Origin of the sequence: Coprococcus sp. AF19-8AC (assembly GCF_003603115.1) — a bacterium.
Lineage (GTDB): Bacteria > Bacillota > Clostridia > Lachnospirales > Lachnospiraceae > Coprococcus > Coprococcus aceti.
In genome coordinates this window covers 480,695-494,221 of the sequence record NZ_QTMI01000001.1, presented here as the reverse complement: position 1 = coordinate 494,221, position 13,527 = coordinate 480,695, and the positions used below count along the sequence as shown (strand labels likewise).

The 13,527-nt window shown below is 43.9% G+C and carries 13 protein-coding genes; 1 reads left to right on the top strand and 12 read right to left on the bottom strand.

Annotated elements, in window-relative coordinates; all coding sequences use genetic code 11:
• The 10 genes from DWX57_RS02245 to rho form a co-directional block, all read right to left on the bottom strand.
• Nucleotides 1-1,317, bottom strand: a complete 1,317-nt coding sequence (locus tag DWX57_RS02245; RefSeq protein WP_117874158.1) for a replication-associated recombination protein A — start codon at nucleotides 1,315-1,317, stop codon at nucleotides 1-3.
• Between the two features lie 96 nt (nucleotides 1,318-1,413).
• On the bottom strand, nucleotides 1,414-1,809 hold the full coding sequence (locus tag DWX57_RS02240; RefSeq protein ID WP_015534155.1) for a response regulator: 396 nt from the start codon (nucleotides 1,807-1,809) through the stop codon (nucleotides 1,414-1,416).
• 18 nt (nucleotides 1,810-1,827) lie between these two features.
• The gene (locus DWX57_RS02235; RefSeq protein WP_117548821.1) at nucleotides 1,828-2,415 is read right to left on the bottom strand and encodes a TetR/AcrR family transcriptional regulator; all 588 of its coding nucleotides are present in this window, start codon (nucleotides 2,413-2,415) and stop codon (nucleotides 1,828-1,830) included.
• 83 nt (nucleotides 2,416-2,498) lie between these two features.
• Entirely contained in the window at nucleotides 2,499-3,398 is a 900-nt protein-coding gene (locus tag DWX57_RS02230) for a DUF5688 family protein (protein ID WP_120122957.1), read from the bottom strand.
• A 213-nt stretch (nucleotides 3,399-3,611) separates the two neighbouring features.
• A complete protein-coding gene (gene hisC, locus DWX57_RS02225) occupies nucleotides 3,612-4,667 on the bottom strand; it encodes a histidinol-phosphate transaminase (protein ID WP_015534157.1) in 1,056 nt (351 codons plus the stop codon).
• A 1-nt stretch (nucleotide 4,668) separates the two neighbouring features.
• The gene (prfA, locus tag DWX57_RS02220; RefSeq protein ID WP_015534158.1) at nucleotides 4,669-5,745 is read right to left on the bottom strand and encodes a peptide chain release factor 1; all 1,077 of its coding nucleotides are present in this window, start codon (nucleotides 5,743-5,745) and stop codon (nucleotides 4,669-4,671) included.
• A 52-nt stretch (nucleotides 5,746-5,797) separates the two neighbouring features.
• Nucleotides 5,798-6,661, bottom strand: coding sequence for a peptide chain release factor N(5)-glutamine methyltransferase (gene prmC / locus DWX57_RS02215; protein ID WP_015534159.1), 864 nt, complete (start codon nucleotides 6,659-6,661; stop codon nucleotides 5,798-5,800).
• A gap of 15 nt (nucleotides 6,662-6,676) precedes the next feature.
• Nucleotides 6,677-7,633: a DUF1385 domain-containing protein gene (locus DWX57_RS02210; protein ID WP_207666504.1), complete on the bottom strand. Its 957-nt coding sequence runs from the start codon at nucleotides 7,631-7,633 to the stop codon at nucleotides 6,677-6,679.
• Nucleotides 7,634-7,720: 87 nt separating this feature from the next.
• Nucleotides 7,721-7,927: a 50S ribosomal protein L31 gene (gene rpmE, locus DWX57_RS02205; protein WP_004853176.1), complete on the bottom strand. Its 207-nt coding sequence runs from the start codon at nucleotides 7,925-7,927 to the stop codon at nucleotides 7,721-7,723.
• A 153-nt stretch (nucleotides 7,928-8,080) separates the two neighbouring features.
• Complete coding sequence (gene rho / locus DWX57_RS02200; protein ID WP_120122956.1) at nucleotides 8,081-9,655, bottom strand: transcription termination factor Rho; 1,575 nt, start codon at nucleotides 9,653-9,655, stop codon at nucleotides 8,081-8,083.
• Between the two features lie 277 nt (nucleotides 9,656-9,932).
• Between rho and DWX57_RS02195 the strand changes: the two genes are divergently transcribed.
• Entirely contained in the window at nucleotides 9,933-10,466 is a 534-nt protein-coding gene (locus DWX57_RS02195) for a DUF4364 family protein (RefSeq protein ID WP_015534160.1), read from the top strand.
• A gap of 101 nt (nucleotides 10,467-10,567) precedes the next feature.
• Here DWX57_RS02195 and yihA read toward each other — a convergent pair whose 3' ends face one another.
• Entirely contained in the window at nucleotides 10,568-11,164 is a 597-nt protein-coding gene (yihA, locus tag DWX57_RS02190) for a ribosome biogenesis GTP-binding protein YihA/YsxC (RefSeq protein ID WP_015534161.1), read from the bottom strand.
• A 10-nt stretch (nucleotides 11,165-11,174) separates the two neighbouring features.
• Nucleotides 11,175-13,478 (bottom strand): endopeptidase La, encoded by a 2,304-nt coding sequence (lon, locus tag DWX57_RS02185; protein ID WP_120122955.1) that lies wholly within the window; start codon nucleotides 13,476-13,478, stop codon nucleotides 11,175-11,177.
• Nucleotides 13,479-13,527 lie beyond the last annotated feature (49 nt).

Sequence of the window (13,527 nt, the reverse complement as noted above, 5' to 3'; positions counted from 1 at the left end):
TCAGTCTCTCTTCTTTATCTTATCAAAATACGCCTTGATATCTCTCTCATAACCATTGTCCGACGGCTCATAGAATACCCTGCCTGCAATCTTATCAGGAAGATACTGCTGGTCAACGTAATTATTCGGATAATCATGAGCGTATTTGTATCCTGAGTGTCCAAGCTTTGCTGCACCGCCGTAATGTGCATCTCTGAGATACACCGGAACCTGGCCCGTGTCCTCATGCTTTACCGCATCCATAGCCGCAAATATCGCATTCACCACAGAATTGCTCTTCGGTGCACACGCAACGTAGGAAGCCGCATGGGCAAGTATTATCTGTGCCTCAGGCATTCCGACTCTCTCCACAGCCTGTGCGCATGCCGACGCCACCACGATAGCATTCGGATCAGCATTGCCCACATCCTCACTGGCACATATCATGATCCTTCTGGCAATAAACTTTATATCCTCACCTCCGTAAAGCATCTTTGCAAGGTAGAATATCGCCGCATCAGGATCTGATCCACGCATGCTCTTTATAAATGCGGATATTATATCATAATGATTATCTCCGTCCTTGTCATATCTTATAGCTCTCTTCTGGATACATTCCTCAGCCACTTCAAGCGTTATATGTATCCTGCCGTCCTTGCTTCTCTCCGTCGACAGGACTCCGAGTTCTATGGCATTTAACGCACTTCTCGCATCTCCCGACGCCATGTCTGCAAGGAAGTCCTCGGCATCCTCATCAATGTCTGCATCAAATGCACCCATGCCATTTTCTGAGTACACTGCCTTGTGGATGAGCTTCTTGATGTCCTCTCTGGACAATGGATTGAGCTGAAATATATGAGATCTGGATATGAGAGCTCCGTTAACCTCAAAATAAGGATTCTCCGTGGTCGCTCCTATGAGCACCACCGTTCCATCCTCAACAAATGGCAGGAGATAATCCTGCTGTGACTTGTTGAATCTGTGGATCTCATCGATGAACAGTATAGTCCGTCTGCCATACATAGCCTTGGTATTCTTCGCCTCTTCCACAACCTTTTCCATGTCCTTCTTGCCCGCCGTTGTGGCGTTGAGCTGTCTGAACTCCGCTTTGGTTGTATTGGCTATGACCATGGCAAGCGTAGTCTTGCCGGTCCCCGGAGGGCCATAAAATATAAGCGAACTTATCTTATCCGCTTTTATCGCCCTGTACAAAAGCTTGTCCTTGCCTATAATATGTTCCTGTCCAACCACGTCATCAAGGCTGGTCGGTCTCATTCTTTTTGCCAGAGGAGAATCATCCTCCGAGAAATTCTCCCTCATATACTCAAATAAATCCATCTTTATGTCCCTGCCATCTAATATTCAGTGTCATAAGACACTTCGAAGCCCGATATCTTGCAATAACGGGCTTCGCATGTATCAATATCATATCATCTACTTGATAATGTCCAGTTTCTTCAGCATGTCATTAAACTTCATGATATCAATCGGCTTACATATGTAATCATCATAATCGTCGCTGGCGAGATTGCTGTCAAAGCTTGCCTCGTCAAGTGCGCTGGTCATTATGACCTTCGATCTGAGCATCCTTGACACTCCGTGCTTTCTCTCTGCACTTCTTATGGATGCCAGAACTTTATACCCATCTATCTTTGGCATCATGATATCAAGACACACCAGCTCGAACAGTTCGCCCTTCTCAAGAGCATTTACAAATTCATCAACCGCTGCGATTCCATCAGGTGTTATGACCACATCACCAAACTTACTCAAATACTTGGATAAAAATTTTGCATTTGCAACATCATCCTCAGCTATTAATATCTTCATGACAATTCCTCCCTAATTTTACAACCTAAGTACTTTCTCAAGATGACTGAGCATCTCCTTGATCTCAACCCTGAAACTCTTCCTTGAGTATTGGTTTCTCCGTTCAAGCAATCCCTCTGTAAAAATTCCGTTGAACATGAGCGTAAGTTCCTTCGGTGAGAAAACCGCTCGTATCTCCTTGCTGTCAATCGCACTCTGAAATAATGTGCACACAAAATCATTACGCTTCAACATACACTCAGAGATGATCTCTCTCGTCTCTGACATGTGAAGCAATTCTTCATAATGCAACATTATCGCACCCATACCAATATAGTTATCATAATATGTTGCATATGTATCTGCATAATACTTGATCTTATCCAGGTATGTCCCGTCAAGTCTCTCAACAGTCCTCTGGATATTGACATCAAATGCCGCATATTCGTTCACAACCGCTATAAGTACCTCATCTATACCCCCAAAATACTTATATATCAGCGTATCAGATATATTCTGCTTTCGTGCAAGGTTCTTCGGTGTAAGAGCATGTAATCCCAAATCTCCAATTAGTTCGATAGCTGAAGCGACAATTTTATCTCTGCACGAAATATAACTATCCTCCAATGTCTGTTCCTCCCATTAAACATAATTTTTGCCCTTAGAACACTGGTTTTATTCTATGTCATGGGATATATTTTGTCAACATTTTAGACTATCAAGAGTTTTCCTTTTTCCCTGCTGTACATATACAGACTGTCAGACAGATAATCCATGGCAGGCACTGTTACCTTGTTCGCCTCTCTTATGAGATCCTTGTAATAATCCTCTGTGTAATCCGCACTTGCCCTGATAAACAGCAGCTCATGCACACTGGATGGCAGGATATATATGTCATCATCCACCATATTCGCACACTCCTCAAGCATTCCATCATACAGTACGGCCGTGGCCCCATTGATACCGTGCGTGTTTGACAACATGTACAGTTCGTCCACATTGTCACAGTCGTCATCGAAATCTATCCCTTCATATCTGCCCTTCAGCGCATCAAAAAGGTTCTGCCTTACACACGGAAACATTCTCTGGGTGTTCTTAAGTGCATTCTTATACAATGTATCCAGACTGACTCTCCACCTCTTCACATCATTATTGTTGACTATCGTGGTTGCCAGGCCGTCGTTATCCAGACTCAGCACCCTTCTGAAAGTTATCGCAAGATCATTAAACTCTATAAATGGTGCACTCTCAAGCAGCCGGCTATTTCGCTCCCTGTTGACAAGCCGCACTATTATGTTGTCCATAACCTTCGTCTCATCCACCACATCGCGTATATCAAGCTTCCTGCACCTGCAGTTCGCCTCTCTGAGCCTGCATATATCTTCCATAACAACATCAAAATCCATCCCCTGCTCATAATCCCTGTAAAACGGATCAAGATATATCGTAGGACACACCTCTTCAGAGCTCTTGCACACATTCATCGCAGTGAGCTCCACCCCATTATTCTTCAAAACCTTATTGACCCGGATGTCTGATCCATCTCCCTGTCTGAGAAGTCTGCTTCTCATTTCATCCACTACTCTGGCTATAAATTCATCAAAATTCATTCAATTCTCCTTTTACAAACAAAATCAAACGAAACGTCCCGATATTTTTTCCTGAAATATTTCATGGGTGAATTCTATAGAAAAACTCTGCCAAATTCAATAGTTTTGGCGCGCTTTATAGTGGAATCCTGCGCTTTATAGTGGAATCCTGGCACAGTTGTTGCCGCCATATCAAGAAAAAACCGCCATGCCTTTGGCACAGCGGTCTATTTATTATCTCTCCTGTATATAATTTGTAAGGAACTCTGTGAATTTATCCATCTCTTCATCCGTACCAATGGATATCCTCAGATAATTGTCTATACGTGGTTTGTCAAAATATCTGACATATATATGGGCATCCTTCGCAGCCTGGAATATCTCCTTTGCCGGAATATCCTTATGCGTTGCAAATACAAAGTTTGCAGACGAAGGAAGACATGTAAAATCAAGTGGCTTTATAGCTTCCACGAATCTCTCTCTCGTGGCGACCACCTTTGAAACAGTCTCCTTAAAATACTCATCGTCCTTAACTGACTCTGTTCCCATTATCAGTGATGGTCTGTTCATTGTATATGAGTTGTATGAATACTTTACGTCATTGAGGGCCTTTATCAGAACTGGGTTGCTTATTGCATATCCTATCCTGAGTCCCGCCATGGATCTCGACTTTGAGAACGTTCTTACAACCACAAGATTGTCATATTTGTCTATAAGGCCAAGTGCCGACTCGCCGCCGAAATCTATATACGCCTCGTCTACTATGACTATCGAATCTTTGTTGTGGCTGACTATATCCTCAACATTCTTTATGTCCTCGTATATTCCTGTAGGGGCATTTGGATTAGGGAATACGATTCCCCCGTTCTCTCTGTAGTAATTCTCCTTCACCAGCCTGAAGTTTTCGTCAAGTGCCGGTCTCTCGTAAGGGATACTGAAAAGCTCTGCCCACACATCATAGAAGGAATATGTAATGTCAGGGAACAATATTGGTTTGTCAGAGTTGAAAAATGTAAGAAACGACATGGCAAGCACATCATCCGAACCCACTCCCACAAATACCTGTGAAGGATCAACTCCGTGATACTCTGCAAGCACATCGACAAGTGCCGATGCTGTTGGATCCGGATATAATCTGAGTGTATCGATATCCATCATTACATTCTTCACTCTCTGTGACGGGCCGTACGGATTCTCATTTGTATTGAGCTTTATCACATCTGTATCCTTAGGCTGTTCACCCGGAACATAAGGTTCTACTTTTCTTATATTGTCACTCCACGCTGCCATATTATTCCTCCTCATTCACCTGTGCCAGCTTTGCTGTCTGGTCAGCCGCTATAAGACTGTCTATAAGTTCATTCAGATCTCCGTTCATGATCTGGTCAAGCTTGTATAATGTGAGCTTGATCCTGTGATCTGTAACTCTTCCCTCAGGGAAATTGTATGTTCTGATCTTCTCTGATCTGTCTCCTGTTCCTATCTGACTTCTTCTGTCCGCAGCCTCTGCGTCATGCTGCTTCTGGAGCTCCATGTCGTACAGCTTTGATCTCAGAAGGGCAAATGCCTTTGCCTTGTTCTGGAGCTGTGATTTCTCTGTCTGGCTGTAGATCACTATTCCTGTAGGTATATGTGTAAGACGTACTGCCGAATCGGTTGTATTGACACACTGTCCACCGTTTCCTGATGCTCGCATTACATCTATCCTTATATCATTCTCATTTATCTCTACATCAACTTCCTCAGCCTCAGGCATAACCGCAACTGTTATGGTCGATGTATGGATTCTTCCGCCTGACTCTGTCTTAGGTATACGCTGTACTCTGTGTACACCACTCTCGTACTTCATCTTGGAGTACGCACCGTCTCCGGTGATCATAAACACAGCCTCCTTGAATCCTCCGATACCGTTCTCGTTGACACTCATAAGTTCAACCTTCCACTTGAACTGGTCAACATATTTCTGGTACATTCTGTACACCTCATATGCGAACAGAGCAGCCTCATCTCCGCCTGCACCGGCACGGATCTCCACGATTACGTTCTTGGAATCGTTAGGGTCCTTTGGAAGCAGAAGAATCTTGAGTTCCTGCTCTATGGTCTCGAGATTCGCCTTTGCCTCATTCATCTCTTCCTTTGCCATCTCGCGGAGCTCCTCGTCGCTCTCCTCCTCAAGAATCTCAAGACTGTCCTCTATGGTAGTCTTTGCATCCTTGTACTCATGGTACTTCTCAACTATAGGTGAGAGATCGCTCTGCTCCTTCATGAGTTTTCTGAATTTGTTCTGATCTGACACAACATCAGGATCGGTGAGCTGATTATTTATCGTATCAAGCTTATCTACAAGTTCTTCTAATCTGTCAAACATATCTATACCTCTCTATATTCATTCTGTCACGCTGTCTCCTGCAGCGTTAAATCTACCGGTTATCTTCTCTGTCATATCTGCCGTACACCACCCGGTCATTACCACTCAGATCCTGTACAACATGTATATCGTCATAACCTGAATCTACAAGGAGGTACTGTACATCTTCTGCCTGATCATTGCCAATCTCGAATACAACATATCCTTCATCCTTTATATATTCTCTCGCCTTATCGGCTATTATTCTATAAAAATACAATCCATCCGCCGTTCCGTCAAGTGCCAGATGTGGTTCATGCTCCCTGACCTCCGGCATGAGTGTCTCTATGACATCACTTCTTATATATGGAGGATTCGACAGTATGAGGTCATATTTTCCGGATATCTGCTCAAAGAGATCCGTCCTGACCACTTCAAATCTATCATCCCCTGCACACAGTTTCGCTACATTTCTCCTTGCAAGACCGATCGCTGCCTCAGATACATCGGCAAGTACGATCCTGCTGTTCTTATTCCAGAGTCCAAACGATACTCCTATGCAGCCCGAACCGCAGCACATGTCCAGAACATCAACGTTATGGTCAGCGTCCTTTACAAGCTTCAATGCCGTCTCAACAAGAGTCTCTGTGTCCATCCTTGGAATGAGCACATCTTCTGCGGTATCAAAATCATATCCCATGAAATTCTGCTCACCTGTGATATACTGAAGCGGAATCCTTGTGCTCCTCTTTTCTATGAGCTTCATGTAGGCTTCCGATTTATCATCATCCACGTCATCTTCTCTGGCCATGATCATATCCATACGGTTCATACCCGACAGGTACTGCCACAATATATCAGCGTCTATATCCGCATCAGGAACATCACTTTTCTCCAGCCTGTCCCGTCCCATTCTCAAAAGTTCACACAGCTTCATCTCTATCGAAATCCTTTAATCTTCTATCTCGCCCTTGTGCATGGCGTCCTGGTATGCCTCCCAGTCTATAACTGCCTCCACGGACTTTATCGCAACTGCTATCATGTCAAGATCCGGCTCCCTTGTGGTGAGTCTCTGAACCCACATTCCCGGAACTGACAGCGCATTTGCAAGCTTTGAATCACTCTTGCCAGCAAACATTATAAATTCGTATGATATACCGGCGATTACCGGAACCAGCAGCAGTCTTATGACAAGTCTGAGCCATGCCGTATCTGCGCTTATAAACATGAAAACAATTATGCTTATTATCATTACGATGAACAGAAAGCTTGTTCCGCATCTCTTATGATATCTTGAATACTTCTTCACGTTCTCCGGAGTCAGTGGCACCCCAGCCTCAAAACAGTTGATCGTCTTGTGCTCTGCCCCATGGTACATGAACACTCTCTGTATATCCTTCATAAGCGATATGAGTGCCACATATCCCAGAAATATTCCAAGTCTTATAACTCCCTCTATGGCAGACATGATAATCCTGTTATCTATAACCTTGTCTATGAGTTCCCCGATAAATGCAGGAAGCATCATGAATAACGCGATGGCAAATACAAGTGAAAATAACACTGTACCTATCATCGCCGCATCGTCCGCTCTTTTCTGCTGATCAGGTGTCCTCTCTTTTTTCTTTTCTTTTTTCTCTTTCTCCGCCTTCTCAGGCTCCTCGTCATCGTAAAACGATGCTGAGTATGTGAGGGTCTTCACTCCTATCACGAGGGATTCCACGAAATTGACAACTCCCCTGATTATAGGAACTCTGAAAAATACACTTCTCGATGCCATGGACACATAATCCACAACTTTCACTTCTATATCTTTATCCGGTTTTCTGACTGCCACCGCATATCTGTCGCCATTTTTCATCATGACACCTTCCATGACAGCCTGACCGCCTATTCTTACTCTCTTCACGCCAATCTCCTATCGGTATATTTAACTGGATAATAAAAAAACAGCTTGAGATTATTGTAAAATAACCTCAAGCTATCAACGTTTTTATTAGTTGGCCTGAACGCCATACTTCTTATTAAACATATCAATTCTACCACGTGCTTTGATTGCCTTCTGCTGACCTGTGTAGAATGAATGACACTTTGAGCAAATTTCTACGTGAATCTCTTCCTTTGTTGATCCTGTAACGAACTCGTTACCACAGTTACATACAACCTTTGCCTGATAGTAATCTGGATGTATTCCTTTACGCATTCTTTTTCACCTCTTTACATATATATTTATATATGAGAACAGGCATAAAGCCAGGGTTCTTCATAACACAACTTCTGTATTCTAACATAGTGACCAGTACAATGCAAGCAGTTTTTTGATTTTTTTGACAAAATCATCTCAGCAATCCTGCTGTTATTTTCTGAGAAGTGACTGCTTTACATAGTGGATAAATTCTTTGTTGTTTCTGGTACGAACAAACAGCTTTCTGACATCCTCAAGAATATCCTCTGATTTACTTCCCATGAGCTCCTTGTGAATGGCTGTGACAACCTCCTGCTCTTCCTTGTTGAGAAGAAGATCATCTCTTCTGGTGCCGGATTTTGCTATATCTATGGCAGGGAATATCCTCTTCTCTGAGAGCTTTCTGTCAAGCACAAGCTCCATGTTACCGGTTCCCTTGAACTCCTCAAATACAACGTCATCCATCTTGCTGCCCGTGTCGACCAGCGCTGTGGCAAGGATCGTAAGGCTTCCTCCCTCACGCATATTTCTGGCGGCACCAAAGAATCTCTTTGGCATGTGAAGCGCTGCAGGATCAAGACCACCTGACAGAGTTCTTCCGCTAGGAGCGACCGTGAGGTTATACGCTCTTGCCAGACGTGTGATACTGTCGAGCAGGATCACAACATCCTTCTTGGACTCCACAAGTCTCTTTGCTCTCTCAATGACCATCTCTGACACTCTCTTATGATGCTCTGGAAGCTCATCAAATGTTGAATAGATAACCTCCACATTAGGGCCCTCTATGGACTCTCTTATGTCTGTTACCTCCTCAGGTCTCTCATCTATGAGAAGGACGAGCAGGTGCATATCCTCATATCTTCTGCTGATCTGCTTTGCGATCTGCTTGAGAAGAGTCGTCTTTCCTGTCTTAGGTGGTGAAACGATCATGCCTCTCTGTCCCTTACCTATAGGGGCAAGAAGATTGATCATCCTGATAGGGATAGGAGCACCGTCTCCGTCAAGCTCTATCCTCTCATTAGGGAAGATAGGGGTCATCTCCTCAAAGCTCTTGCGGGCCGCTATGACCGCGGGATCCTCATCGTTCACGCTTGCCACATATAAAAGGGCACTGAACTTTTCTCCCTGTGTCTTGTTTCTTATATTACCTGTGACTATATCTCCTGTCTTGAGACCAAATCTTCTGATCTGTGCCGGTGACACATATATATCCTGATCTCCCGGAAGATAGTTTGCACTTCTTATGAAGCCATATCCCTCAGGCATGACCTCAAGTATTCCGTGAGCCTGTCTTCCACTGTCGAGCTCCGGCAGATACTCGTTCACGTTCTGTGCCGCCTGATTTGACTGGACTCTGTCCTGATACCTTTCCTGGTTTCTGTCCTGATTCTGACCTCTATCCTGGTATCTCTCCTGATTCTGGCTGCGATCCTGATATGTAGCCATTCTTCTCATACGTCTCTGTCCGTTGTTCTCCCTGGAATCATCATCTCTTGAGCCCTCAGAGTGATGTACTATCCTGTTTTTTCTGTATTCTGTGTCTCCAGCTGTCTCTCTGACCACATGCTCGGTCTTATGCTCTGACACATTTTTCTTATTTTCCACTGAAACCGCTGTCACATGCTCCTCCACATATTTTATGAGGAACTGCGCAAGCTCCGCCTTCTTCATTCCCGAGCAGCCTTTTATACCATTATCCTTGGTAAACTGACGCAGCTCTGCAAGAGAAGCTTTACTAAAATCCATATATAATTGTCTCCTTTCACTGAAACCAATGATCAACAAATAAATTAAGTATTATGGGAATATAAACACTCTAAGAAATAAGTAGTGTCTCTCAATGATACATCAAATTCAATTACGGTAAAAAAATAAAAATGCGCTAAGCACGCATATTATTCTCGCTCATTATAACATAAATAGAACAATTGTAAATATATTGATTTTAAATTTTACTAATGTTATCATATGAATGTTGTCCGTTCATCAGCACGGACAAACATTTTAACAAAGGATACACGATATGGGAACCGAATCTATTGTATTATATAAACTCATAGTGCTCTATATGCTTGACAGAGTTAACTTCACTCTGACCAATTCACAGATTTCAGACTTTGTTCTGGAGAAGGGCTACACCAATTATTTCACTCTTCAGGAAGCCATAAACGGACTTATAGAAAGCGAATTTGTATATGTATCAAGCATAAGAGGCGCATCCCATTATAAGATAACCTACAAAGGTGAGGAAGCCCTGAGCATGTTCGAGAACAGGATCCCATATGCCATCAAACAGGATATACTGGATTTCTTTGAGAAACAGCAGATCAACCTCAAAAAGGAAACTGAGATACAGTCTGACTACTACCTCAACGATTCCAATGAATATACCGTCTCCTGCGTCATCAACGACAGGAACGAGCCGCTGCTGGATATAAAGTTCAGCGTGCCTACCCAGGCCGTGGCTGTTGCCATATGTGACAACTGGCGTCAGAAAAGCACTGAGATATATGATATACTCGTAAAACAGTTATGGGCATCCAACACATCCAGCTAATATCAGCATAAAAAATGACTGAGCATACCGAAAAGAATTATACTCTTCGATATTCTCAGTCATTTTTTTGTCTATTTATCTGACTATATGTTCATGTTACTTTACTGCTGCTCCTGTGCCAGTGTCTCCTCTATGAGATTCCAGATCTCATCTCTTCCCTGCTTTGTCTGTGCGGAGAACGGTATCATCGTTGTTCCAGGAACAAGATCCAGTTTCTCACGTATGAGCTTCAAGTTCTTCTGAACCTGGCTTCTCTTGATCTTGTCCAGTTTTGTGCAAATGATCACCGGCTCATAGCCATTGTCCACGATCCAGTCATACATCATGCAGTCATTCTCCGATGGCACATGTCTTATGTCTATCAGCAGGAATACCTTTTTGAGCTGCGGGGAACCGTGAAGGTATCTCTCGATCATCTTGCCCCATTTTGCTCTTATCTCCACCGATACTTTTGCATATCCATATCCCGGCAGATCCACAAAGTACAGATTTTTATTTACATTATAGAAATTGATCGTCTGTGTCTTACCTGGCTGCGCGGATGTTCTGGCAAGCGACTTCCTGTTAAGCAATCCATTTATCAGAGATGATTTTCCTACATTTGACTTGCCGGCAAATGCGATCTCTGGGAGATCGTTATCAGGTAATTTACTTGTAATTCCACACACAGTCTCAAGCTCAGCGCTCTTTACTATCATATACTTCTCCTTATCTGACAAGGGCAAGGTCAAGCACCTGCCTCATGTCTTCCACTAAATGAATATTGACTCCAGATGTTATCTCTTCATCCAGCTCCAGATAATCGCTCTCATTTTTCGCCGGTATCAGTATATCTTTAACACCGATCATCTTGGCTGCAAGGAGCTTCTCCTTCAGGCCTCCAATAGGAAGCACCTCTCCTCTGAGAGTTATCTCTCCTGTCATAGCTATTCTGCCATTAACCGGCACGTTAAATATGGCTGAATACAACGCTGTCGCCATGGTTATTCCGGCAGACGGACCATCCTTTGGAACTGCCCCCTCCGGTATATGGATATGGAAATCGTGCTTTGCAAAGTAATCGTCTCCAAGCGCCAGTGATTCCTTGAGGGATCTGATATAACTCATTCCCGCATAAGCGGATTCCTTCATAACATCGCCCATCTTACCTGTGAGCTGAAGAGTTCCTGTCCCCGGAAGCACATTGACCTCTATCTCCAGAGTGACACCGCCAACCGCCGTCCAAGCAAGGCCTCTGACAGCGCCAATTTTATTCTTCAGATTTCCATTCTCATCTTTATATTTGTATGGGCCAAGGAAATCCTGGATATTCTTCTTTGTGACTTTGACCACATCCATCTCACCGGTGAGTATCTTGCGGCAGGCCTTCCGACACACCTTGTCTATATTTCTCTCAAGACTTCTGACTCCCGCCTCTCTTGTGTAGTGGCTTATGATCTCCCTTATGGCACCGGCATCTATCTTGAACTGAGATTTTGTCAGTCCGTTCTTCTCACGGGTCTTCTCCACAAGGTACAGCTTTGCTATATGATACTTCTCATTCTCCGTGTATCCCGATATATTTATGACTTCCATTCTGTCGAGGAGCGGCCCAGGTATACCGGAGAGGTCATTCGCCGTTGCTATGAACAGCACATTGCTCAGATCCACCGGCACTCCAAAATAGTGATCATTGAACTCTTTATTCTGCTCACCATCAAGCACCTCGAGAAGTGCCGATGACACGTCTCCCTTGTAATCACTGCTCACCTTGTCTATCTCATCGAGAAGCATGAGCGGGTTGTTCGTCTTTGCCTTTATCATGGATTGTACAATCTTTCCAGGCATAGCTCCCACATATGTTTTCCTGTGACCTCGGATCTCCGCCTCATCGTGGATTCCGCCCAGTGATAAGCGGACATATTTCCTCGATGTTGCACGGGCTATCGACCTTGCTATGGATGTCTTTCCTGTTCCCGGAGGTCCCACAAGACAAATGATCGGAAGGTCCCCCTTATTGCTCAATATATGAACAGCAAGATAATCAACGATCCTCTCTTTGACCTCCTCAAGGCCATAGTGATCTTTGTCAAGTATGTCTATGGCTGACTGCAGATCATTATTATCTTCCGTTGACACATTCCACGGATAGCTGAGCATCACATCGATATAGTTTGCCGACACACTGCTCTCCACTGCATTCTGAGGTATGCCCTTATAGTAATTTATCTCTTTTTCTATCTTATCGTATACTTCCTGGCTGCAGCCCGCCTCATCGAGTCTCTTCTGGAATTCTCTGACATTTGCATCTACGCCGTCGTCACCAAGCTCCTTACGGATAACGGACATCTGCTCTCTGAGCACATACTTTCTCTGATTCTCAGCGGTCTCCTGATTGACCTTTTCCATGATCTCTTTCTTGATCTTGCCGATTCCGAGAACTTCCTCCATTATCTGTATCAACCTCATAGCGCGGCTTCTGACATCTAGCATCTCCAGAAGCTCCTGCCTGTTGTCATCAGATATATTCACATAGTCGGCCATGCTGTCAACCAGCTTTCTGACAGACTTGAATGAACGTATCTCCCTGTACAAAACGTTGTTCTTCACTATACCCTCGTCAAATGCTTCCTTAAGCTTTTCCTTGAGTATGCTCTGTATAGCCTTCTCCTCATCCTCGCTGATGTCGTTAGTCTCCTCCACATCTGTCACGTGGCACACATAATATTTATCCTTGCTGTAATCCACAAGGCGCGCTCTCTTCTCAGTCTGTATGAGAACCCTCATGCCTTTGTTCTGAAGTCTGACAAACTGCTTTATCCTGGCTATGACACCTATCTCATAAAACGAAACTGTCCTATCGCCGTTCTTATGAACAGGATTTGCCAGAAATATACATTCCTCATTCTTGACTGCATGTCCCACCGCCTCGCAGGCTTCACGCGTTGTCGCATCAAGATAGAAGGACAATTCCGGCATAACCACGCCATCGTCAAGACTAATCATTGTCATCTCTAACATTTTCTCATTCATACCTGTTATCTCCGTATATATCATTAAAAAATAAGACGTTATCAACACT

Bases quoted from the DNA above. Each gene is read 5' to 3' on its own strand.
- DWX57_RS02245 (WP_117874158.1), bottom strand. From the start codon at position 1,317: ATGGATTTATTTGAGTATATGAGGGAGAATTTCTCGGAGGATGATTCT.
- DWX57_RS02240 (WP_015534155.1), bottom strand. From the start codon at position 1,809: ATGAAGATATTAATAGCTGAGGATGATGTTGCAAATGCAAAATTTTTA.
- DWX57_RS02230 (WP_120122957.1), bottom strand. From the start codon at position 3,398: ATGAATTTTGATGAATTTATAGCCAGAGTAGTGGATGAAATGAGAAGC.
- hisC (WP_015534157.1), bottom strand. From the start codon at position 4,667: ATGGCAGCGTGGAGTGACAATATAAGAAAAGTAGAACCTTATGTTCCG.
- prfA (WP_015534158.1), bottom strand. From the start codon at position 5,745: ATGTTTGACAGATTAGAAGAACTTGTAGATAAGCTTGATACGATAAAT.
- prmC (WP_015534159.1), bottom strand. From the start codon at position 6,661: ATGAAGCTGTGTGAACTTTTGAGAATGGGACGGGACAGGCTGGAGAAA.
- rpmE (WP_004853176.1), bottom strand. From the start codon at position 7,927: ATGCGTAAAGGAATACATCCAGATTACTATCAGGCAAAGGTTGTATGT.
- rho (WP_120122956.1), bottom strand. From the start codon at position 9,655: ATGGATTTTAGTAAAGCTTCTCTTGCAGAGCTGCGTCAGTTTACCAAG.
- DWX57_RS02195 (WP_015534160.1), top strand. From the start codon at position 9,933: ATGGGAACCGAATCTATTGTATTATATAAACTCATAGTGCTCTATATG.
- yihA (WP_015534161.1), bottom strand. From the start codon at position 11,164: ATGATAGTAAAGAGCGCTGAGCTTGAGACTGTGTGTGGAATTACAAGT.
- lon (WP_120122955.1), bottom strand. From the start codon at position 13,478: ATGAATGAGAAAATGTTAGAGATGACAATGATTAGTCTTGACGATGGC.